The organism is Brevibacterium sp. W7.2 (assembly GCF_018137945.1).
GTDB lineage: Bacteria > Actinomycetota > Actinomycetes > Actinomycetales > Brevibacteriaceae > Brevibacterium > Brevibacterium sanguinis.
In genome coordinates, this window is sequence record NZ_CP073089.1 from 497939 (window position 1) to 516022 (window position 18084).

An 18084-nucleotide genomic window follows, 5' to 3' on the forward strand; every position below is an offset into this window, starting at 1 on the left:
CCCGACATCACAGCCAATGGGCGGCGAAGCCGTGAGCATCGGGCGCGACATCACTGCGGAGAACCCAGTCGTCGGTGTAGTCGCCGGTGAACTGCGGTCGGGCTCTCAGTGGTTCGTCAGTGAACAGCCGGGACAGCCGATCGCCCAGTTGCGCCTTGATGCCCGCGGAATCAGCTCCGGCGAGGAAGTCCGCCGAGGGCACGACGAAAGGCGCAAGCGGATCGAAGCCGGTGTAGGCCAGAGTCCCGTGGAGAAGCCCGAACATGAGGTCGACCGGATCGCCGCTGATGCCGCGCGGCCCGAGAGCTCCAGGGCGATCCCCGGCGGTGACGATGACCAGCGCGCGGCGGCCGCGGAACGGTCCGTTCTCGAACCGGAGCCTCCTCCCGGTCTCGGGCTCCTTGCCGAACGCGAAACCGCTCGTGAACACCCGATCGAACCATCCCTTGAGCATCGCCGGCATGCCGTACCACCACAGCGGAAACTGAACGATGAGCGCATCCGCGCGCTGAAGTCGGTCCTGCTCCTGGGCGACGTCTGCAGGCAATCGGCCTGAGATGAACGCGTGGCGAACATCGCCGGTGGCATCGAATCGCGCGCCGCAGGCACCGTCCCGACCAGAGTGCTTCTCGCAGGCGCCCGGTTCCGGCCCGAGGAACTGCTCGCGCCGGAGTACGGGGTCCCAATCCATGGCATAGAGGTCGGACAGCTCGACGGAGTGGCCCCGTTGTTCGAGGGCTTCGATGCCGAACCGGCGAAGAGAGCCATTGAGAGACAGCGGTTCCGGGTGGGCGCTCACCCACAGGACCGACGCGGAATCATCCATGCCTCTATCGTGGAGGCAGGTGACGGCCCGCAACAGTACGGACATTCGTGTCCCTGGCCGACCGCGGCGATGTCGAGGGCACCTCTGATTCCGCGACCGGGGACGCGTCGAGGTCCTCAGCGCAACAAGAGAGATGAGTGGTGGCGATGCGTGAGAAAGTGGCGGTGGCGCTGCAGACCTGCCCCGCCGAGGTTGTCGTGGCAGTCCTCGGCGGCACGTGGAAGATCACTGTGGTCAAGGCGATGTTGGACGGTCCGATCCGCTTCGGCGACCTGCAGCGGCGGGTGCCGGAGGTCAATCGGAAGACCTTGACGAGGCAGCTCACGGAGCTGGAAGCCGACGGAATCGTCATCCGCACCGATCACGGTGAGCTGCCGCTTCGAGTCGACTACCGGTTGACCGAATTGGGCGCGGCCCTTCAACCCGTCATCGTCGCGATGGAGGGTTGGGGAAGTGACTACGCCGCCGCAATCACTGTGGGCTCAGGCTGAACGCTCAACCTCAGCCGCAGGAACCCGGTTGGCTCAGCCTGTTATGGGCGGCTCATATTTCGAACAGAGCCGCTCAAAATAACCTGAGCCGCAGCGGGTTCCGACCGTCGTCTCTTCGTTCATGCCCAGTCGCACGCGTTCTGGAACTGACTGAGGCGCCTGGTCCGACACTGTCGGACCAGGCGCCTCAGGGCTTCCGGGGACTCAGCTCAGCGAGGTGAGCCGGCCGGTCGGATCAGATGTCCGAGGGCGAGGGAACACCCTTCTTGCGGCGCTTCGTCAGGAAGATCGCCGTGCCGCCGACGAGGAGGAGGCCGGCACCGGCTGCGAGGCCGGTGAGCTCCATACCGGTGCGGGGCAGGTCGCCTCCACCGTTTCCGCCGCCGTTGCCGCCATCGGAGCCACCGTCGTCATTGCCGTCGCTGCCGCCGGCGTTCGGGTCCTCTTCCACCGAGAACTTGCCGGTGAGCTCGTCGTCACCGCAGGTCACGGTCACGTCGTAGTCGCCGATGTACGCGCTCGGGTTCGACGCCGAGGTGCCGTAGACCGTGACGGAGGCGTTGCCCTCATCGTCGGCCTTCTCCGTTTCATCGAACGCCGTCACCGAGGAGTTGCCCTTCGGGTTGACCACGAAGCGCACGTCTTCGCCGGGCTCGCAGTTCTCGACGACGAGCTTGACACCCTTGTCCTTCTGGACGAAGTCCTTCGGGGTGACGGACTCGGGAGAGACGGTCAGCTTCGCCTCGGCGGCCGGGGTGGTCGGCGTCTCGGTGGCATCCTCGACGACGGTGAACTCCTGCGGCTCGGTCTTCTCACCCGACTCGTCGTCGATGAACGTGACCGTGTACTTGCCGGGCTTGACGCTGTCCTTCGGGGCCACGACCGTGCCGGTGACCTTGCCGTTCTCGTCCGCCTTGAGCTGCTCTTCAGCCTGCTTGGCGACCTGCGCCGGGAGAGCCTGGCCCTCGACGCTCACGGTGCCGTTGGGGGTGAAGCCTTCGCCCGAGAACTTCAGGCCTTCGCCTTCGAACTCCGAGACGGTGATCTCGTCAGCGACGAGGCTCGCCCTCGGGTCGACGGCTGGAGCGGTGGGCTCTTCGGTCTCGTCTGCGGTGACGGTGAACTTCGCGTCGATAGTCTGAGACTGTTCGCCACGTTTCACGGTGACGGTGAACGGCACGTCGCCGGTCGGGATATCAGCAGGATTCTCAACATCGACGATGAGGTCGAATGAGACTGTGTCGCCTTCGGCAGTGACTGTCTCGTCGGTGAGGTCGTCGGTGACGGTGTCCCCGGCTTGGAGGTTCGTCACGGTGACGGTGACGCCCTTCTCGACGAGATCCGTCTGCGAGATCGTCTCGGGCGAAACCGAGACCGACGCGGCGAGCTTAGCGGGCGCGGTCGGAGCGTCGGTCGCGTCGGGCTGGCCGGCGCTCTTCGGGGCCTGGACGTTCGTCTGGCCGAAAGCGTCGGTGCTCGGGGCGGCGATGACCGGGGATGCTGCCAGGCCGGTGATGGCGAGGGCCACCACGGGGGCGAGGGCGAGTTTCTTCATTTCTGTCCTTCGAGAGGCTGAGGGAGGAGAGCTTCCGAAAGTAACAGTAATGACACATTCACGACGCACATAGTTTAGAACGTTTTGGTCACGTGAATTCTTCGGAACAGCACTGGGGAGAGCAGTGCTGGGGCGCTCGCGCGAGCATGCGATGCCGCCATGGAAACAACGCAGAGACCCTCACCGTCGCCTGGTCGTTGCGAAACCTTGGCCGTCCCGTGATCTCCGTTGCGGCAGCGTGCCCGCCGCCCCTCACACCGCTCGCTTCTCCACACCACTAACGACGCCACCCACCAGCTGAGCCACCGCCCCAACCACCACCCCACCCCCGCTCGCACCGGCTCTGAAAAGTGCCTTTGGAGCCAATGACACTTGGGCGAATCAGTGCCACAATATGTCCTGTGACTGGAGACTCAACGATGAAGAAGGCGGCCAGCAAGGCCGACGACGCGGCAGTCAACGCCGCTGACAGCAAGTGGTTCGAACGGGTCGCCCGAGTCGGCTTCGTGGCCAACGGACTCGTCCACATCATCCTCGGCGCCACCGCCGCCGGTCTCGCGCTCGGCAAGAGCGGAGAAGCCGAACAGTCCGGCGCGATGCAGCAGATGGCCTCCCAGCCCTTCGGCATGGTACTGCTGTGGCTGTGCATGCTCGGCTGCGCGCTGCTCGCGCTGTGGAACCTCGCCAACGCGTTCTTCGGCACGGCCACCCTGCGCGGACACGGCTCGAACGATCCGCGCGACGAGCACGGTCGCGACCGCTGGAAGGACTTCATCCTCGCGATCGCGCAGGGCATCACCTACGCGGCAGTGGCGGTGCTCTTCGGCAAATTCGTCTTCGGCCAGGGTTCGGACTCCGGTCAGTCGTCGCAGCAGGCCTCGTCGACCCTCGCGCAGGCCCCCGGCGGCATCCTTCTCCTCGTCGTCATCGGCGGGGTCGTGACGATCATCGGCATCGTGTTCTGCGTCAACGGCATCCGGCGCAACTGGAAGGACGATGTGCGCACCCCGCGCTCGAGCGCCGTGGCGAAGCTGATGACGATCACCGGCGTCCTCGGCTACCTCGGCAAGGGCGCCACGCTCATCGCCGTCGGCATCCTCGTCATCGTCTCCGGCGTCACCGGCGACCCGGAGAAGTCGACCGGCGTCGACGGCGCCCTCAAGGCCATGCGCGAACAGCCCTTCGGCACCTACCTCCTCCTCGGCGTCGGGGTCGGACTCGTCCTCTACGGCGTGTTCCTCTTCCTCCGCGCTCGATACGACAAGATGGATTGATCCCGTCGTACCGCAGGCGCCCGACAGGCGCGCTTCACGAAGGCCTTCAGAGGACTGCGTTAGTGTGAGGTCTGGGGTCGCCCGCTGCGGCCGATGAACGAGCAGCACCACCAAGCAGTACCGTCTGCGAAAGGACCTGAAATGAGAGCCAATCACGTCGGCATCGTGTGGAATCCGTCGAAGACCGAGAGGGAGGACCTCGAGGCAGCGCTCCCGGAGAACCCTGACTTCACCATCACCTGGCATGAGACCGAGGAGGACGATCCCGGCAAGTCCGCGACCCAGGCCGCTCTCGACGCCGGCGCCGAGGTGGTCATCGCCGCAGGCGGGGACGGCACGGTCCGTGCTGTCGCCGGTCACCTCGCGGAGATCGACTCCGAGGCCGAGCTCGGCATCGTGCCGCTGGGAACGGGCAACCTCCTGGCCCGCAACCTCGACGTTCCGCTCAACAACCTCGGCGAGGCGATGGATCGCGCACTCAACGGCACGGCCCGCGACATCGACATGGGCTGGGTCGAGGTCACCCTTGAACAGGGCACGAACCGTGAGCCCTTCGTCGTCATGGCCGGCTTCGGGATCGATGCGCACATGATCACCGAGACCAACGACGATCTCAAGGACAAGGCGGGATGGCTGGCCTACGTCGAATCGCTCGGTCGCGCGGTCTCGGCCAGCGATGTCATGGAGATCAACCTGTCGCGCGAGGGCGAGCGGATCGGCCACGAGGCGGCGCACACCCTCATCGTCGGCAACTGCGGCACCCTGCAGGGCGGGATCACCCTGCTTCCCGACGCCGATCCCTCCGACGGTGAGCTCGACGTCCTCATCCTCAAGGCCGAGGGCGTCACCGGCTGGCTCGACACGATGAAGAACATGGTGTGGGACAACGGTCTGCGCCGGATGATGTCGAAGGACGACTCGGCGCAGAGCAGCGAGAGCGCGATCCACCAGCGGGTCTCGTCGCTGACGATCGAACTCGAGCAGCCGCGCGTCGTCGAGGTCGACGGCGACGAGGTCGGCGAGACCGAGAAGATCGACGTGACGATCGAACCCGCGGCGCTGCGCGTGCGGTGACCCCGCCGAGGCGGTCGCGCGCGTGCGTCGACCACGGCGATGCAGCGCTTCCCGTGCGATGACCCCGCCGAGGCGGTCGTTTCCCTCGCGATGACCGAAAACGCCCGTGGCCCCGACCGAAGTCGGGGCCACAGGCGTTTTCACGTTCAGCGTCGCATCAGAGCGATTCGGCTGACTTCCGGCGACGCACCGTCAGGGCGACGACGGCGCCGCCGACGAGGAGCAGCGCGGCTCCGCCGGCCAGGGCGCTGAGCTCAGCGCCGGTGCGCGGGAGCTGGCCACCCTTGCTGCCGGATCCGCTGTCGCTGCCGCCCGAGCCGCCGGCCGCGGCACCCGAGGTGACCTCGAAGGATCCCTTGAGGACGTCATCGCCGCAGGTCGCCGACACCGAGTAGGCGCCGACGTAGGCAGAGGCGTTCGACGAGGTGCCGTACACGTTCACCGAGGCGGTGCCGGTCTCGTCCACGGTCACCGTGCTGTCGAAGGCGGTGACGTTCGAGTTGCCCTTGGGGTTGACGACGAAGCGGACGTCGCTGCCGGGGGTGCAGTCGGTGACTGTGAGCACCACGCCCTTGTCCTTCTTCACGAAGTCAGCGGCTTCGATCGACTTCGGGGAGACCGTCAGCGACGCGGACTGTGCGGCGTCGGCGGTCAGGGTGAACTCGGCGGTGGCGCCGAACTCTTCGCCGCCGGCGTAGACGATGTAGTCACCGGGCTTGACGTCGTCGGTCTCCGTCGGGCGGATGACGCCGGAGACCACGCCCTCATCGGAGACCTCGACGTTCTCGTCGAGGTAGATGATCTCGTCGGTTCCGAACTTCGCGGCCACGGCGAACGCCTGCTCACCGGGGAGGAAGCCCTCACCGGTGAAGGGGATGCCCTTCTTCATGAACTCGGAGACGCTCATCGAGTCGGTGCCGAGAGTGAGGGAGCCTTCCTCGATCTCCTCATCCTCGGTGATCTCGAAGCTTCCCGGGATATCCCTGGGATCCTGATCCTTGCGCTCGACGGTGACCGTGAAATCAACGGTCTGCGGGCCCTCGATCGTGCCCTCCTCGTCGTAGTACTCGAACTCGACCGAGCTGCCCTTGGCCTTCTTCACGTCATCGGTGAGCGAGTTCGTCACGATGTCGCCCGGTTCGAGGCCGGAGACCGTGATGACGACGCCGTCGAAGTAGAACTCCGATTCCGTCATCGTCCCCGGCTCGACGTCGACCGTGGCCGCGATGGGCGCCGAGGCGGCCTCAGTGGGTTCCGCATCGTCGGTGACCTCGTCGTCGAGTTCGTCCGATCCGGTCGCGGAATCGTCCGGTGCCGGTGCTTCGGGGGTCTCCGGTGCCGGGGTGTCGGAGTCGTCCGCGTCGCCGGCGTCGGGGGTCTCGGGTGCCGGAGCAGCCGGAGCCGCGTCTTCGGACGAGGGGGTCTCGTCGGCTGCGGTGTCGGGGGTCGTCGCCGCAGCGGGCGCGGAGAGCGAGGTGTCGACGTCGGCGGGTGCCGCGACTGCCGGGGTCGCTCCGAGACCGGCGATGGCCAGAGCCAGCGCGGGAATGAGCGCAAGTTTCTTGGGCATGGGGCTATGAGGTCCTCTCGAGGGGTAGATGCCGGAAATCGGCAACTACAGAAGCATATAGGCGGAGTCCACCCGTTTTGATCACGGCCCGATCACAGTTTTTAGCACGCATGGTCGTCCGGTCCTGCGCACGCGTGGACGTCCGGGCACGCGAAATGGGCCGGGAGAGATTCCCGGCCCATTTCACTCAGCTCAGGCTGGTTGCCCGGTCCCGCCTCGGCGGGGCAGGGAGCGACTCAGTGCAGTCGTGTCAGACGTATGACGGTGAGAAGTCGCCCTTCCGGCGGCGCATCGTGATCGTCACTGCGGCTCCACCGACGAGCAGGAGCAGGGCGCCTGCGGCGAGGCCGTCGAGTTCAGCACCGGTGCGGGGCAGTTCGCTGCCGCTGCCGCCGCCGGTGTTGTCACCGCCGCCGTTGCCGTGGTCACCGCCACCGCCGGCGTTCGCTCCGGCGGTGACCTTGAAGGAGTCCTTCATCGTGTCGTCGCCGCAGGTCGCGGTCACGGAGTACCCGCCGACGTACGCCGAGGCGTCTGACGAGGTGCCGAAGACGCTCACCGAGGCCTTGCCGTCCTTGTCCGCCTGGACAGTGCGGTCATAGGCGGTGATGCGCGAGTTGCCGTCCGCCATGACCATGAAGCGCACGTCCGAACCGGGCTTGCAGTCCTTGACGGAGAGCGTCACGCCCTTCTTCTCGTTGATGAAGTCGTCGGCTTCGATCGACTTCGGTGAGACGGTGAGCGAGGCCTCGGCCGGGGCTTCCGTTTCGTCGCCGATGATCGTGATCTCGCCGTCGAGGGTTTCGTCATTGGCGTTCTCGCGCTGGACAGTCACGGTGAAGGGGAGTTTGCCCAGCTCAAGGTCCTCTGGATCTCCCTTGTAGTACACGGTGAAGGTGAAGTCACCGTCGGCACCCACCGTCTTCTCCATACCGGTCAGCGAGTCCGTGACGACGTCGTTCTCTTCGAGATTGGTCAGCGTGACGGCCACGCCCTTGTCCGCATCTGCCAGATCCTCAGCGGTGATCTCCTTGGGATCGACCTTGAGGGTGGTTTCGATCGGGTTGAGCGGCTCATCTTCGACGACGGTGATGTCGCCGTTGAGCGTTTCTGATTCGGTCCCCTCGCGGTCGATGTCCACCGTGAACGGAATCTTGCCGGGCTGGAGATCCTCCGGATCGCCCTTGTAGTAGATCTGGAAGGTGAATTCACCGTCGCTGGGAACGGTCCTCTCCCGGCCGGTGAGGGAGTCGGTGACCTTGTCGCCTTCCTTGAGGTTGGTGACTGTGACCATGACGCCCCGGGTGGAGTCGGAGAGATCCTCAGGGGTGATCTCCTTCGGATCGACCGTGAGTTCGGACTCGATCGGTTCGACCTCGCCGTCGTCGGCTGCGGCCACATTGACCGAGGCTTCGAGTGTGTCGAGCCCGCTCGCCCCTTGGAGATCGATCGAGAACGGAAGCGGACCGTCCTTGAGATCTGCGGGGTCTCCGTCGTAGTAGAGCTTCATCGTCGCCGAGGTGCCGGTCGCTGTGACGGGATCTCCCGTGAGACCGTTCAGCGGAGTGAGCAGGTCGCCTTCCTCGAGGCCGGTGACCGTGACCGTCACACCTTTGGCCGGGTCAGCGAGATCCTCGGCGGGAATGTCGCCCGAGGGAACCACGATCGACGCGTTGGATGCCTTCTCGTTCGCCGCCTGCACGTCGACCGACTCCTGGAGCGTGGCGCTCGAGACTCCGGCGCGCTGCACCTTGACGGAGAACGACTTCGCCCCGGACTTGAGGTCCTCGGCATCGCCGGCGTAGTAGACGCGGAGCGACTTCGAGCTGCCCGTTGCGGTCGCCGCCTGAGCCGTGAGGCCGGAGACGCTGAGCTTGTCGCCCTTCTCCAGGCCGGTGACGGTGACCGTCACGCCCTTCGAGGAATTCGCGAGGTCCTCGGCCGACACCTCGCCGGCGGAGACGCTGAGATCGGCGTTGATCTCCTCGGGCTTCTCCTCATCCTTCGGCTGCTCAGCGCCCTTGTCGCTGGGGGAGGGGCTGGGTGTCGACTTCGCGTCCTTGGCTGCTTTGTCCTTCGCGGCCTTGTCTTCAGCCGCCTTCTTGTCGGCGGCCTTCTTCTCCGCAGCCTTCTTGTCCGCTGCTTTCTTCTCGGCCGCTTTCTTTTCCGCAGCCTTCTTGTCCGCAGCCTTCTTTTCCGCGGCTTTCTTCTCGGCGGCCTTCTTCTCCGCAGCCTTCTTCTCAGCCGCTTCCTTTTCGGCCTTCTCCTTCTCCGCCTGTTCCTTCTCGGCCTTCGTCGGAGCCGACTGGGTGGAGGGGGTTTCGGCCGCGGCGACAGGGGCGGCGACGAGTCCGGTGAACGCGAGGGCCACAGCCGGCGCGAGGATGAGCTTCTTCATTGGAGTGCCTTCTATCTGTGTGAGGGGGTGCACATCTGGAAGTCATCCTAGGTACAGGCAATTCTCAGAACTATTTTTGTACGTTTTGGTCGAGCGGAATTACGGTAACGCTTTGGTGAACACAAGGGTGCTTTCGCGACCTGTTCGTGACCTTGCCCCATCGAAGCGACGTTGTTCCTGGTCATAGGCCCCACCTCGGCGCCGGAATCCGGCCGTGCTCAGCGTCCCGGCCTCACACCGGCCACGCCTCGGCGCGGATCTCCCGGCGCTGTTCGGTCGTCGGCACGCGCACGGTGATCGCACCGGGGTCCACCGCCATCGCGAGATACCCGGTTGTGCCGAGGGGATCACCGTCGAGCTGGACCTCGAGCGGATCCTTGGACTCGATGACGACGTTGTGGCACTTGCGGATGTCGGTGTGCAGGCCCTTCGTCGTCCGGCGCCCGATGATCGAGGCGACGACACCGACCCACTGGCCGAGATTCTTCGGGCTGACGACGAGGACGTCGAGGAGCCCGTCGTCGATGATCGCCTCGGGCAGCAGCTGGATCCCGCCCTGGAGCTTGCCGCAGTTGCCGCCGATGACCGAGCGCACGCGCGCCGTCACCCGGTAGTCGTCGTCGTACGTGATCTTCACGTGGCTGGGACGGCCGACGAGCGTGCGGGACCCGGCCTCGAGGTACGCCAGCCAGCCGAGTCGGCTCTTCGCGTTCGCCGTCGTCTTCGCCATCACCTCGGCGTCGAAGCCGAGCCCGGTCATCACCATGAAGACGAGCGTCGGCCCGCCCCGGCTGATCTGCGCGGTGCCGACGTCGACGGCGCGGTTGCGCCCCCACAGGGCGATCCGCAGCGCCCATTCGGGCTTGTCGAGGACGAGGTCGAGGTTGCGGGCGAGCAGGTTGCCCGTGCCCAGCGGGACGATCCCCATCGGCGTCGACGTGCCGGCCAGCGCCGAGGCGACCGCGCGGATGGTGCCGTCCCCACCGGCGGCGATGACGACGTCGACCCCTTCCTCGAGGGCGAGTCGTGCCAGTCCCTCCCCGGCGTCCTCGGGGGTGGTCTCGAGGATGAGCGGAGGGTTCCAGCCCTCGAAACGGCAGATCGCCTCGGCGGTCGACGCGATCCGCCCGGCGCTCGCCTTCGTCGGATTGACGATGAGGGCGGCGCGGTAGCGGTTGGGGGCGTACTCCTCGACTCCGTCGTCGTCGAGTTCGGGACGACGGGAGTACCGACGCAGCCGTTTGAGGATGCGGCGCGAGCCGATGCGGTTGCCGAGGAGGAACGCACCGCAGACGATGACGACGAGACCGACGATGACGAGCCACATCATGGCGGGATCGAGGTCGAAGGTCATGGCACAAATCTACTCTGACGCACCTGAGCGCGTGCCCAGCGGCCGAATATCGCAAACCCAGGTCGCCCCGTTAAGCTGAGGAGGTGATCGATCTAGCGCAGTTGAGAGACAACCCGGACCTGTTCAGAGCATCGCAGCGGGCTCGCGGAGCCTCCGTCGAACTCGTCGACGAGGTGCTCGCAGCCGACACCGCGAGGCGGGCGGCCATCACCGCGTTCGAAGACGCCCGCGCTGACCAGAAGTCCTTCTCCTCCCAGATCGCCAAGGCTCCCAAGGACGAGAAGCCCGCCCTCATCGCGGAGGGCAAGGAGAAGTCCGCCAAGGTCAAGGCTCTGCAGGCGGAGTCCGACGAGGCCGCGTTCGCGTTCGACAGCCTCGCCTCGAAGCTGCCCAACCTCATCATCGACGGCATCCCCGCCGGTGGCGAGGAGAACTTCGTGACGCTCAAGACCGTCGGCCAGCCCCGTGACTTCGCCGCCGAGGGCTTCACCCCGCGTGACCACCTCGAGATCGGCGAGACGCTGGGCGCCATCGACACGACGCGCGGCACGAAGGTCTCGGGAGCGCGCTTCCACTACCTCACCGGGTTCGGCGCGAAGCTCGAGATGGCGCTGCTCAACCTCGCCCGCGACGTCGCCGAGGAGGCCGGGTTCAGTCCGACGATCACCCCGACCCTCGTCAAGCCCGAGGTGATGCGGGGCACGGGCTTCCTCGGCGAGCACGCCGACGAGGTCTACCGCCTCGAAGCCGACGACCTCTTCCTCGTCGGCACCTCCGAGGTGCCGCTGGCCGGCTACCACATGGACGAGATCATCGACCTCAGCGACGGACCGCTGCGGTACGCGGGCATCTCCTCGTGCTACCGCCGTGAGGCCGGGTCGTACGGCAAGGACACCCGCGGCATCATCCGCGTCCACCAGTTCCAGAAGGTCGAGATGTTCTCCTACGTCGCGATCGAGGACGCCGAGGCCGAGCACGCCCGCATGCTCGAGCTCCAGGAGAAGATGCTCCAGCTGTGCGAACTGCCCTACCGGGTCATCGACGTCGCCGCCGGCGACCTCGGCGACTCCGCGGCGCGGAAGTTCGACAACGAGGCCTGGGTGCCCACGCAGGAGACCTACCGCGAGCTGACCTCGACCTCGAACTGCACGACGTTCCAGGCCAGGCGCCTGCAGATCCGCGAACGCCATGACGGCGCGACCCGTCCGGTGGCGACGCTCAACGGCACGATGGCGAACACGCGCTGGCTCGTCGCCATCCTCGAGAACCATCAGCAGGCCGACGGCTCCGTCACGGTGCCCGTGGCCCTGCGCCCCTACCTCGGCGGCATGGTGGCCCAGGGACCGGAGGGTCCGCGATTCTGAGCAGCCCCACCGCCGGCCAAGGAGAAGCAGTGCCCGCACACCTCATCGCCCTCGACATCGACGGCACGATCATCGACTATGACGGGACGCTGTCGGAGACGGTGAGGCAGGTGCTCATCGAGCTCGCCGAGGCGGGGCACCACATCGTCATCTCGACCGGTCGCGCGCTGCCGGGAGCCCTCGAGATCGTCCGGGCGCTCGGACTCACCGAGGGTTTCGTCGTGTGCTCGAACGGCTCTGTCGTCGTCAAGCTCGATCCCGCGCTGCCGCTGGGGTGGGAGATGCACCACGTCGTCTCCTTCGACCCGCGGCCCGCGCTCGAGCGCATGCGCGCTGTGCTGCCGACGGCCCTCTTCCTCGTCGAGGACCCGGACCTCCACCGGTGGGCGTCCGGGGCGTTCCCGCCCGGGGAGCTCTCCGAATCCGACACCCTCGACATCGTCGGCTTCGACGAGCTGCTGACGAAGCAGGCCACCCGCATCGTCATGCGCGACGTCAACGGCACGGCGGAGGAGTTCGCCGAGGCGGTCGACCGGCTCGGGCTCCACGAAGTCAGCTATTCCGTGGGATGGAGCAACTGGCTCGACATCGCCCCCGACGGGGTGTCGAAGGCCAGTGGGCTCGCACTCGTCGAGTCGGAGCTCGGCATCGACCACGAGCGGACCGTCGCCGCCGGTGACGGCCTCAACGACCTCGAGATGATCGAATGGGCTGACCACTCGATCGTCATGGGCCAGGCGAAGGACGAGCTCAAGGTCCTCGGCAGCGTCGTCACCGACCCCGTCGAGGACGACGGGCTCGCCGTCGCCCTCGTCGACCATTTCGACCTCGACCCCGCGGTGCTCGACGTCGCAGGCTCCCGGCCCACCGGCCCGTAGCGCTCAGCACTCAGCACACTTCGGGTCGCGGAGGCGGCGACACCGGGTGGGACCGAGCGTGACCGCCCTCAGCGGGAGGGGACGGCGTCGAGGGCCGCATTGAGGAAGTGCGCCACCCCGTCGTCGTCGACCGGGTCCGTGACGGCGTCGGCGGTGTCCTTGACGACATCGAGCGCATTGCCCATCGCGACCCCCAGGCCCGCCCACGTGAGCATCTCGAGATCGTTGGGCATGTCGCCGAACGCCATCACCCGGTCCCGACCGACGCCGAGGTGGTCGCACACCGACTCGAGCGTCTTCGCCTTCGTGATCCCGGCGGGGGCGAGTTCGACGAGGCCGTTGTCCGGGTCGGAGAACGAGGCGTGGCACGAGCGGGTGACGATCGGCCCGAGCAGGTCGTGGAGGGCCTCCGAGTCGGTCGTGCCGAGGCTGACGAGGATCTTGACGACGTCGGTGTCGGCGAGCTCCCCGAGGTCGCCGATGACGGTGGCCTCGTGCGGGGAGCGTGAGGCGAAACCGTCCTGAACATAGAGCCCGGTGAGCGTTTCGAACGCGAAGCGCGCCTCGGGGTGGGCGGCGCCGATGGCCGCGACGATCTCCTCGACCCCGGCCTGCTCGAGCGGGTGCGCATCGACGACGGTGTCCGTGGCGATGTCGTAGACGACGGCGCCGTTGAGGCAGACGACGCGACCGAGGTCGGGGATCTGCTCGGCGATCGCGGCCAGCCAGCGGATCGGGCGCCCGGTGACGAGGACGAACGGGATCCCCATCCGCTGGCAGCGGTGGATCGCATCGATCGTCACCTGCGAGATCGGCTGCCAGTCGAGGAGCAGGGTGCCGTCGATGTCGCTGGCGACGAGCCCGAGGTCGAAATCCGGCGGCGGTGAGGTGAGCGCGCTCATCGGGCATCCGCCTCCGCGAGGATGCGCTTGACCTGGGCGAGCAGCTCGGCAGCATCGGTGATGTAGCGCTCCGTGGCGGTGGCCGTCGAGGTCAGCGTCGCGGTCCCCGCGCGCGCCATCGAGGCCGCGAGGACCGCCTCGGCGACCTTCGACGATGCCCGCGTGAGCAGTTCGGGGGTGTCCCCGACGACCTGGCGCACGGGGCCGGGGACGACCTGGCCGTCGACGGGGCAGTGGGTGTGCAGCCACGCGGTGATCGCGTCGATCTCCGTCGCCAGGTCGTTGAGGCGGTGGGTGCCGGCCATGATCGCATCCCGCGCCGAGGCGGCCGCCGGCTCGGGTGCGGTGGTGCCGGGTTCGTCGGTCGGGTGTTCGGCGTCGTCGGTCGGGGACGAGCCCTCACCTTCGGCGTCAGCCGGGGCGGCGGTGTGGATCGCGAGCGCGGTCGTGTAGTAGCGGTCGACGGCGCGGAGGAACCGGTCGTGGTTGTGGCGCCACAGTCCCGTGCCGAACTGTTCGTCGGGGCCGTCAGCGCGCCGCCTGCGGAACGAGAAGAGCTTCTTCACAGATAGTTGCCGGTCCTGCGTTTGTCATCGGCGCCCTCGGCCGCCGGTCCACCCTGGGGGACGAGCCCGCCGGGTGGGGGAGTCTCCTGCTTCGCCATCGCCTGCTGGGCCATGATCGCCGTCTGGATGCCGTGGAAGAGGCCTTCGAGCCAGCCGACGAGCTGCGATTGGGCGATGCGCAGCTCGGAGGTCGATGGGGGTTCGTCGGTGGAGTCGAACGGGAGGTCGAGGCGGCCGAGCTCGGCGACGAGTTCGGCGGAGAGGCCGTCCTCGAGTTCGGCGATCGCCCGGCGATGGATCTCTGCGAGCCGCTGTCGGCCCTTCTCGTCGAGGTCGGCGCTGCGGACCTCCTCGAGCAGCTGCTTGACCATCGTGCCGATGCGCATCACCTTGCCCGGCGAGGCGATGTCGCCTTCCTCGGCGGCCTCGGACGCGGCATCGGCCTCGGCCTCGGGCTCGGAATCGGACTCGGACGCGGATGCAGATGCCGCGTCGGCCGTGCGCGTGTCACCGGTGCCCGCCGCGGTCGCGGGGTCCGGATGCGAGGCGGCATCGGTGAGCGTCTCGCCGCGGGCGAGACCGGCCTGGTCCGCTTCGGAGTCGGACGACACCGGCACTCCGGTGCGGTCTGCGGAACTGCCGGTCGCCTCGGTGCCGGTGTTCTGCTGGGCACCCTGCTCATCGGGCTGGACATTCTGCAGGCCGTCCTGGGCTCTCTGCGGATCAGCGGCACCGGACGCGGTAGGCGTGGCGTCTGCGGTCATGAGCGCGCTCCTTCGTCGTGTGCTGAGTCGTCGTGGGCTGAGTCATCGTCGTCGACGCGGAGGAGCACCTTGCCGATGGTCTTTCCGTCCTCGAGGATCCGGTGCGCCTTCGCGGCGTCCGCGAGCGGCACCGTCGTGTCGATGATCGGGCGGATGTCCCCGGAGATCACCGCCGGCCACAGCTGTTCGCCGACGTCGGAGATGATCTCCGCCTTCTGCGACGGCGGTCGGGCGCGCAGGGTCGTCGCGGTGATCGTCTTGCGTCCCTGCATGAGCGTGCTGAGGTCGAGTTCGGCGGTCGTGCCGCCCTGCATGCCGATGACGACGAGACGGCCGTCGGTGGCGAGTGCGGCGATGTTGCGCTCGAGGTATTTGGCTCCGATGATGTCGAGGATGACATCGGCGCCGGTCGCCCCGTCCGGGTGGGTGCAGATCTCGTGGACGCGGGCGACGAAGTCCTCCTCGCGGTAGTTGATGACGGCGTCGGCGCCGAGTTCGCGGCAGAACTCCGCCTTCTCCGCGGAGCCGACGGTGACGACGATCTTCACCCCGAGGAGGTTCGCGACCTGGATCGCGGCGGTGCCGATTCCCGATCCGCCGCCGTGGACGAGCAGCCATTCGCCGATGCGGACGCGACCGCGGCCGACGACGTTCGAGTAGACGGTCGCGAGCACCTCCGGCAGGGCAGCGGCAGCGGTGAGGTCGAAGGTGTCGGGCACCGCGAGGAGCTGACCGGCGGGCACGGCGACCTCCTCGGCGTAGCCGCCGCCGGAGAGCAGAGCGGCGACGCGATCGCCGACGCTCCAGTTCTTCACATCGGCGCCGAGCTTGACGATCGTGCCCGAGACCTCGAGGCCGGGGATCTCCGTCGCACCCGGCGGCGGGTTGTAGAAGCCCTGCCGCTGCAGGAGGTCGGCGCGATTCACTCCGGCGGCGTGGACTCTGACGAGGACCTCGTCCGGCCCGATCTCAGGGGTGGGGACGTCGGTGAGCTGCAGTGCCTCGGGATCTCCGGGGGTGGGAATCGTGATAGCGCGCATGTGACCACTGTAGACCGTGGGGCAGTGGCCGGCAGGGGTGCCCGGCGGTGAATCCGATCCGAAACCGGTGAGCGGTCACGACCGATGCTTCGCGTTGAACCGGGCCTTCTTCTCCCGGTTGCCGCACGTGTTCATGTCGCACCAGCGCCGGGAACGGCTGCGGCTGGTGTCGAAGAACGCCGCGTGGCACGTCGGGGAGGCGCACAGGGCCAAGCGTCCGTCGCGGGTGCCGGCGATGATGTCGATCGCGTCGGCGGCGATGACGCTGAGCGCATCGGCGACAGCGGCGGGACTGCTCAGCTGCCACCGGCGCTCGCCGTCGCCGGTGAGCACGGGTGCCGCCCACCCCTGCCGGCTGGCGTCGTTGATGATGTCGAGCGCCGAGGCGGGCAGCGGCTCACCGAGCGCTGCTGCGGTGGCCGCGTGGTGGATGGCCTCACGCAGCTGCCGGGCGAGGACGAGTTCTTCCTCCGTGCACCCGGCGACGTCGAGGCCGACGACCGCCAGCCAGTCGACGAGTCGTGCCGGGGTGGGGATCCGCTCGCGGCGTTCGCCCTGCCGTTCGGTGAGCGTTCCCGTGAAGCTCGTCGCGAGCACCGCGCCGAGCCGGAACTCCGGAAATGCATCACCCATGGACTCACCTTAAACGCCGTCGACCCGTACGCGGGACCCTTGTGCGGGGCCGGTGTCCGATGGTAGAACCGTCATAGCTGGTTCATCAACTGTCGTCGCCGTCCCCTGCCGGCGCGGTCGACGTCCGGTGACAGAGAGTTCGACGTCTCGGAGCACGAGGCGAGCATCCGGTCGAGGAGGACCCATGCCACTGCACGACAGCGCCATCCGCCCGTTCCACAGCACCGTGCCGGAGGCGGAGCTGCGTGACCTCAGCGCCCGGCTGGCCGCGACCCGATGGCCCGAACCCGAGCCGCTGCCTCCGACCGCGGTCGGAGCCGATCGCTGGCGGCAGGGCGTTCCGCTCGCCGACCTCGTCGCGCTCGCGAAAGTCTGGGGCGCCGACTACGACTGGCGGGCGTTCGAGACCCGCCTTGACGAGATCGGGCAGTTCCGCACGACGATCGACGGCCTCGTCATCCACTTCCTCCACCGCCGGTCCTCCCGGCCGGATGCCGTGCCGCTCATCATGACCCACGGATGGCCCGGCAGCATCGCCGAGTTCATCGACGTCGTCGACGAGATCGCCGACCCGGCGGATCCCGATGCTCCTGCGTTCCATGTCGTCATCCCCTCCCTGCCCGGCTTCGGCTTCAGCGACCGGCCGGCGGAGACGGGCTGGGGCACGGAGAGGACCGCGGCGGCGTGGGTCGAGCTGATGGCCCGGCTCGGCTACGACCGCTTCCTCGCCCACGGCGGCGACTGGGGCGGTGTGATCACGACGATCCTCGGCGGCCGGTTCCCGGACCATGTCCTCGGCATCCATTCGACGTTCGCCGAGGCGCCTCCCGGGTTGGATCCGGACACCCTCACCGCGGCAGAGCGGGCATGGGTCGATGACCACCGCGACTTCTGGCAGAACCGCGCCGGGTATGCGAAGGCGCAGGCGTTGAGTCCGCAGACGGTCGGGTATGCCCTCGTCGACTCCCCGGTCGGTCAGATGGCGTGGATCCTCGACAAGTTCGCCGAATGGTCGGACACCGACAACGGTCCGTTCGAGACGATGTCGCGGGACCGTGTGCTCGACAACATCACCCTCTATTGGCTGACGGGCACCGGGGCCTCAGCGGCCCGCATCTACGCCGAGAGCCACAACTCCCTCGATCCGGCTCTGCGGATCGACGTGCCGGCGGCGATCACGATGTACCCGGCCGACGTCTCGTCGAAATGTCCCCGACCGTGGGCCGAGCAGCGGTACCGGCGGATCGTGCGCTGGCGCGAACCCGTGCGCGGAGGGCACTTCCCGTCCCTCGAGATGCCCGAGCACTTCGTCGACGACCTGCGGGCAGCTCTCACCGCGGTGCTCGCCGCCGGGTGACCGGCTGGCCGTGCGGCACGGCCACGGACGACCACCTC

16 protein-coding genes are annotated in these 18084 nt (G+C 67.7%); 6 read left to right on the top strand and 10 right to left on the bottom strand.

Going from position 1 to position 18084, the window contains the following annotated elements; translation table 11 throughout:
• Nucleotides 1–7: 7 nt before the first annotated feature.
• On the bottom strand, nt 8–826 hold the full coding sequence (locus tag J9315_RS02155; protein ID WP_211978702.1) for an NAD(P)H-dependent oxidoreductase: 819 nt from the start codon (nt 824–826) through the stop codon (nt 8–10).
• Between the two features lie 146 nt (nt 827–972).
• Here J9315_RS02155 and J9315_RS02160 point away from each other — a divergent pair, with 146 nt between their 5' ends.
• The gene (locus J9315_RS02160; protein WP_211978703.1) at nt 973–1317 is read left to right on the top strand and encodes a helix-turn-helix domain-containing protein; all 345 of its coding nucleotides are present in this window, start codon (nt 973–975) and stop codon (nt 1315–1317) included.
• Nucleotides 1318–1552: 235 nt separating this feature from the next.
• Here J9315_RS02160 and J9315_RS02165 read toward each other — a convergent pair whose 3' ends face one another.
• Nucleotides 1553–2872 (bottom strand): LPXTG cell wall anchor domain-containing protein, encoded by a 1320-nt coding sequence (locus tag J9315_RS02165; RefSeq protein ID WP_211978704.1) that lies wholly within the window; start codon nt 2870–2872, stop codon nt 1553–1555.
• A gap of 401 nt (nt 2873–3273) precedes the next feature.
• Between J9315_RS02165 and J9315_RS02170 the strand changes: the two genes are divergently transcribed.
• Both J9315_RS02170 and J9315_RS02175 read left to right on the top strand, forming a co-directional pair.
• Nucleotides 3274–4146 (top strand): DUF1206 domain-containing protein, encoded by an 873-nt coding sequence (locus J9315_RS02170; RefSeq protein WP_198499758.1) that lies wholly within the window; start codon nt 3274–3276, stop codon nt 4144–4146.
• 141 nt (nt 4147–4287) lie between these two features.
• Nucleotides 4288–5220: a diacylglycerol kinase family protein gene (locus tag J9315_RS02175; RefSeq protein ID WP_211978705.1), complete on the top strand. Its 933-nt coding sequence runs from the start codon at nt 4288–4290 to the stop codon at nt 5218–5220.
• 157 nt (nt 5221–5377) lie between these two features.
• On the opposite strand, the gene J9315_RS02180 is transcribed toward J9315_RS02175, so the two are convergent.
• The 3 genes from J9315_RS02180 to J9315_RS02190 all read right to left on the bottom strand — a co-directional run bounded on the left by J9315_RS02180 (nt 5378) and on the right by J9315_RS02190 (nt 10542).
• Nucleotides 5378–6790, bottom strand: coding sequence for a hypothetical protein (locus tag J9315_RS02180; protein ID WP_211978706.1), 1413 nt, complete (start codon nt 6788–6790; stop codon nt 5378–5380).
• A gap of 250 nt (nt 6791–7040) precedes the next feature.
• Complete coding sequence (locus J9315_RS02185) at nt 7041–9188, bottom strand: hypothetical protein (protein WP_211978707.1); 2148 nt, start codon at nt 9186–9188, stop codon at nt 7041–7043.
• Between the two features lie 232 nt (nt 9189–9420).
• Nucleotides 9421–10542, bottom strand: a complete 1122-nt coding sequence (locus J9315_RS02190; protein WP_232623722.1) for a diacylglycerol kinase family protein — start codon at nt 10540–10542, stop codon at nt 9421–9423.
• Between the two features lie 83 nt (nt 10543–10625).
• Here J9315_RS02190 and serS point away from each other — a divergent pair, with 83 nt between their 5' ends.
• Both serS and J9315_RS02200 read left to right on the top strand, forming a co-directional pair.
• Complete coding sequence (serS, locus tag J9315_RS02195) at nt 10626–11906, top strand: serine--tRNA ligase (RefSeq protein WP_198499754.1); 1281 nt, start codon at nt 10626–10628, stop codon at nt 11904–11906.
• Nucleotides 11907–11935: 29 nt separating this feature from the next.
• Entirely contained in the window at nt 11936–12784 is an 849-nt protein-coding gene (locus J9315_RS02200) for an HAD family hydrolase (protein ID WP_198499753.1), read from the top strand.
• Between the two features lie 68 nt (nt 12785–12852).
• On the opposite strand, the gene J9315_RS02205 is transcribed toward J9315_RS02200, so the two are convergent.
• From J9315_RS02205 to J9315_RS02225, 5 genes are all read right to left on the bottom strand, one after another.
• A complete protein-coding gene (locus J9315_RS02205) occupies nt 12853–13686 on the bottom strand; it encodes a Cof-type HAD-IIB family hydrolase (RefSeq protein WP_198499752.1) in 834 nt (277 codons plus the stop codon).
• Nucleotides 13683–14252, bottom strand: coding sequence for a hypothetical protein (locus tag J9315_RS02210; protein WP_198499751.1), 570 nt, complete (start codon nt 14250–14252; stop codon nt 13683–13685). The genes J9315_RS02205 and J9315_RS02210 overlap by 4 nt, the downstream gene beginning before the upstream one ends.
• On the bottom strand, nt 14249–15016 hold the full coding sequence (locus J9315_RS02215; RefSeq protein WP_198499750.1) for a proteasome activator: 768 nt from the start codon (nt 15014–15016) through the stop codon (nt 14249–14251). The genes J9315_RS02210 and J9315_RS02215 overlap by 4 nt, the downstream gene beginning before the upstream one ends.
• Entirely contained in the window at nt 15013–16056 is a 1044-nt protein-coding gene (locus J9315_RS02220) for an NAD(P)H-quinone oxidoreductase (protein ID WP_198499749.1), read from the bottom strand. Before J9315_RS02220 ends, J9315_RS02215 begins: the two co-directional genes overlap by 4 nt.
• 75 nt (nt 16057–16131) lie before the next feature.
• A complete protein-coding gene (locus tag J9315_RS02225; protein WP_198499748.1) occupies nt 16132–16689 on the bottom strand; it encodes a CGNR zinc finger domain-containing protein in 558 nt (185 codons plus the stop codon).
• Between the two features lie 184 nt (nt 16690–16873).
• Between J9315_RS02225 and J9315_RS02230 the strand changes: the two genes are divergently transcribed.
• A complete protein-coding gene (locus tag J9315_RS02230; protein WP_211978708.1) occupies nt 16874–18046 on the top strand; it encodes an epoxide hydrolase in 1173 nt (390 codons plus the stop codon).
• The last annotated feature ends 38 nt before the right edge of the window (nt 18047–18084 follow it).

What these genes read in the sequence shown, in the direction of transcription:
- J9315_RS02225 (WP_198499748.1), bottom strand. Translation starts at nt 16,689, where the DNA reads ATGGGTGATGCATTTCCGGAGTTCCGGCTCGGCGCGGTGCTCGCGACG.
- J9315_RS02230 (WP_211978708.1), top strand. Translation starts at nt 16,874, where the DNA reads ATGCCACTGCACGACAGCGCCATCCGCCCGTTCCACAGCACCGTGCCG.
- J9315_RS02180 (WP_211978706.1), bottom strand. Translation starts at nt 6,790, where the DNA reads ATGCCCAAGAAACTTGCGCTCATTCCCGCGCTGGCTCTGGCCATCGCC.
- J9315_RS02160 (WP_211978703.1), top strand. Translation starts at nt 973, where the DNA reads ATGCGTGAGAAAGTGGCGGTGGCGCTGCAGACCTGCCCCGCCGAGGTT.
- J9315_RS02215 (WP_198499750.1), bottom strand. Translation starts at nt 15,016, where the DNA reads ATGACCGCAGACGCCACGCCTACCGCGTCCGGTGCCGCTGATCCGCAG.
- J9315_RS02190 (WP_232623722.1), bottom strand. Translation starts at nt 10,542, where the DNA reads ATGACCTTCGACCTCGATCCCGCCATGATGTGGCTCGTCATCGTCGGT.
- J9315_RS02220 (WP_198499749.1), bottom strand. Translation starts at nt 16,056, where the DNA reads ATGCGCGCTATCACGATTCCCACCCCCGGAGATCCCGAGGCACTGCAG.
- J9315_RS02205 (WP_198499752.1), bottom strand. Translation starts at nt 13,686, where the DNA reads ATGAGCGCGCTCACCTCACCGCCGCCGGATTTCGACCTCGGGCTCGTC.
- J9315_RS02155 (WP_211978702.1), bottom strand. Translation starts at nt 826, where the DNA reads ATGGATGATTCCGCGTCGGTCCTGTGGGTGAGCGCCCACCCGGAACCG.
- J9315_RS02165 (WP_211978704.1), bottom strand. Translation starts at nt 2,872, where the DNA reads ATGAAGAAACTCGCCCTCGCCCCCGTGGTGGCCCTCGCCATCACCGGC.
- J9315_RS02175 (WP_211978705.1), top strand. Translation starts at nt 4,288, where the DNA reads ATGAGAGCCAATCACGTCGGCATCGTGTGGAATCCGTCGAAGACCGAG.
- J9315_RS02185 (WP_211978707.1), bottom strand. Translation starts at nt 9,188, where the DNA reads ATGAAGAAGCTCATCCTCGCGCCGGCTGTGGCCCTCGCGTTCACCGGA.